2 protein-coding genes and 1 pseudogene are annotated in these 2978 nt (G+C 35.8%); all 3 read right to left on the bottom strand.

Translation table 11 applies throughout. The features are described from left to right. Positions 1-1034 (bottom strand): hypothetical protein (locus ACFIQE_RS09360; RefSeq protein ID WP_375707607.1); only part of this gene is annotated, 1034 nt, incomplete at its 3' end. A gap of 244 nt (positions 1035-1278) precedes the next feature. Then, entirely contained in the window at positions 1279-1446 is a 168-nt protein-coding gene (locus ACFIQE_RS09355) for a hypothetical protein (protein ID WP_273790483.1), read from the bottom strand. Positions 1447-2487: 1041 nt separating this feature from the next. After that, positions 2488-2734: pseudogene (locus ACFIQE_RS09350) on the bottom strand (ABC transporter); the annotation flags it as partial. Positions 2735-2978 lie beyond the last annotated feature (244 nt).

Here is a 2978-nt window from a genome sequence, read left to right as displayed (position 1 = left end):
AATCGGTTATCGCATTTCTCATTTGATGATTTCATCCACTCTTTAACGCCTAATTTGTAAGCTTCTTCAAATGTTGGATTCCCTTCAACAATGGAAAGATTTTTTGCTCTATTTGTGTCATTCTCTTGACAAGTATTGATTACATCTCTAACTGTGACAGAATGGCAACCATTATCAAAGGCAACATAGCCTTTTTTCACTGTTTTAATAAGCTTCTTATAGTAAATGAAAGTTTCTCTTGCCTCCTTATAATCACTGGAAATATCACACAACAACAACAACACATTCTTTTTACAATATAATAATAAAGTACACTCACCAGACCAAGATTCCGAAAGCTTTAGCATTTTCTCTATCTCTTTGTGTTCTATACTTATAGATATGTTGTCCCACAAAGTATCTGTAAATTTTTTCTTTTCATCCTCCCCTGTAAAGTTTTCCTTTTGGTGCTGTTTGCATTCAGCTGTAATCATATCATCAAGAACATATAACCACCAATGAAGTAATAACATCGTAGGTTGACTCCGTTTTTTGTTCGTAAGAGGATCTACAAACTTTTGCAGAGTTATTCCATTCTTGCTCATTAATCGCACTGCTTTTACAAAAAATTTCCTAAAATATGAGGTATCCAAGAGACTACATATTTTTTTGTAATGTTCATAAGTAAGTTTTTTTCCAAGTGCTTGCTTGTACAATAAACGCACTTTGTGATCCCCTCGAACACAAATATCCTTTACCAATGGAAGCCGATCTCCACTGAATTTCATATCTTCCCTAGGATTTTTTATCCCCAGTACGTCTCTTTCCCATAGCCTTACTCCCTCATCCCATTGTTTCAACCATTCCTGCGATATTTTTTGAGTTTTTTTAACAAGCCTTTGTTCCCCTTGTGCAATAATAGCTTGATATCCAGCGCAATCTTGCTCTTTTTGCTCAAGTCGTTCAGTCAATTGAAGACATTTCTGTTCCCCTTGTGCAATAATAGCTTGATATCCAGCGCAATCTTGCTCTTTTTGCTCAAGTTGTTCAGTCAATTGAAGACACTTCTGTTCCCATTGTGCAATAATAGCTTGATATCCAGCGCACTCTTGCTCTTTTTGCTCAAGTCGTTCAGTCAATTGAAGACACTTCTGTTCCCCTTGTGCACTAATATCTTGATATCCAACGCACTCTTGTTTTTTTTGCTCAAGTTGTTCAGTCAATTGAAGACATTTCTGTTCCCTTTGTGCAATAATATCTTTATGTTCAGCGCACTCTTGCTTTTTTCGCTCAAGTTGTTTAGTTAAATGCTTGTTCTGATAAATTGCCAATGCAAGCATTAAGCTTCCCCCACAACACACTATCATTGCCAAACCGAACAAAAAATCCACTGAGTATCCCGAATACCACGACTTCCCCATCCATATGATGCAGAAAATCATAACGCCGCATCTTACACTCCCACATTTTTTCCCCCATTTCCAAATGACCTTAATTATAGCTATTATGAAAGCTATTGCCAATTTTATGTCTTCTTCCATTCTTGCCTTCTTTTATTCTCACCAACATTTAACGCAGCTCTTTTATCGATCCCTCGATATTGTATCATTGTGTGTATATATGATTTGAAAATCACTACATATTCTATTTTAATAAAAACAATACACAAAATATAGATGTTTTTATTGGTAAAATAAAACAATTTGTATTTAATTGTACTGCTCTAATGATTTATGCACTTTTAAGAAGAGCTTTATAATTCTTAAAATGCACTCCCACAATATTGGTTCAAAGTACTCAAAAGCCTAACACAGCAAAACATGGCTGCGTGCTCACCTTGTTTATAGCATCGATAAAAAGCGTCTTTCTACTCATTTATCGGCTGTTTTTTAGTAAAGCGACATCATCATACACTTTCCTAATCCCCTCAACTACAGCCCCTAAAACTTGGGACGCTTCATGAAGAGGACTTATTCTTTCTAAAGTGTTTACTTCACGCGAGCTCTCTCTGCTTGCAGAAAGCGACATCATCATACACTTTCCTAATCCCCTCAATATTACTACAGCCCCTAAAACTTGGGACGCTTCATGAAGAGGACTTATTCTTTCTAAAGTGTTTACTTCACGCGAGCTCTCTCTGCTTGCAACATACAAGAGAAATGGTTTTGACTAATGCAACATAACCAAATTTGAAACGATAAATTCCATGTAAAATCTCTCATGAAAAACAATGAGTTATCATTATAAATCAACGTGACAGTGCTGTTATGAAGAGAACTCCTTGCTCATCTTAATAGTCCATAGCGATTTAACTGGATATCGTTTTACATTCTATACACAGAAGTGTCTTTATAAAAATGTCAGGCAGAAAAAAGAACAGCCCGTTAAAAAAGAAAAACACCTCAATGCTTGCCTTTCTTTTTTCCATGAGAGTTTCAAATTGATAAGCCTGTCTGAAAAGAATACTGTTTATGCCCTTAAAAATACTGCTCTTGTATCAAGAATCACTTACTCAGATGAAAATTGCAGTTGAGCCAAATGCGCATAAACATTATTTTTTATAATGAGTTGTGTGTTCCTTCTTCCACAAGGGCGCCTTTATCCATCACAAGAATGCGATCTGCTTTTAAAATTGTTGCCAAACGATGTGCAATGACCAAGATTTAGGATTTTGCATCAATCCTTCTAAGGTATCTTGCACCAACTTTTCACTGTTTGCATCTAAAGCAAATCTTGCTTCATCAAGTGGCAACATTTTGATTTATAATAATAATTCATTGTTTTATATGTTGAATGAGAATCCCGAATACCGTAAGATTCTCTCATTTCAAACCATGTTTCATGGTGAACCAATCAAAACCATGCCTTTTGCACGTACCAAGCGGAGAGAGCCCGCGTGAATAAAAAAACTATTAAGAAAGGACTTAAAATGCCTATAATAAATTATCTCAAGTGCCAAGGGCTGTAGCAACATCCACGAGTTGGCAAATATAATGATG

This window comes from Bartonella sp. AA1HLJMS (genome assembly GCF_042197445.1).
GTDB lineage: Bacteria > Pseudomonadota > Alphaproteobacteria > Rhizobiales > Rhizobiaceae > Bartonella.
The sequence above is the reverse complement of the archived record's forward strand: the minus strand, read 5'-3'. Positions and strand labels throughout refer to the sequence as shown.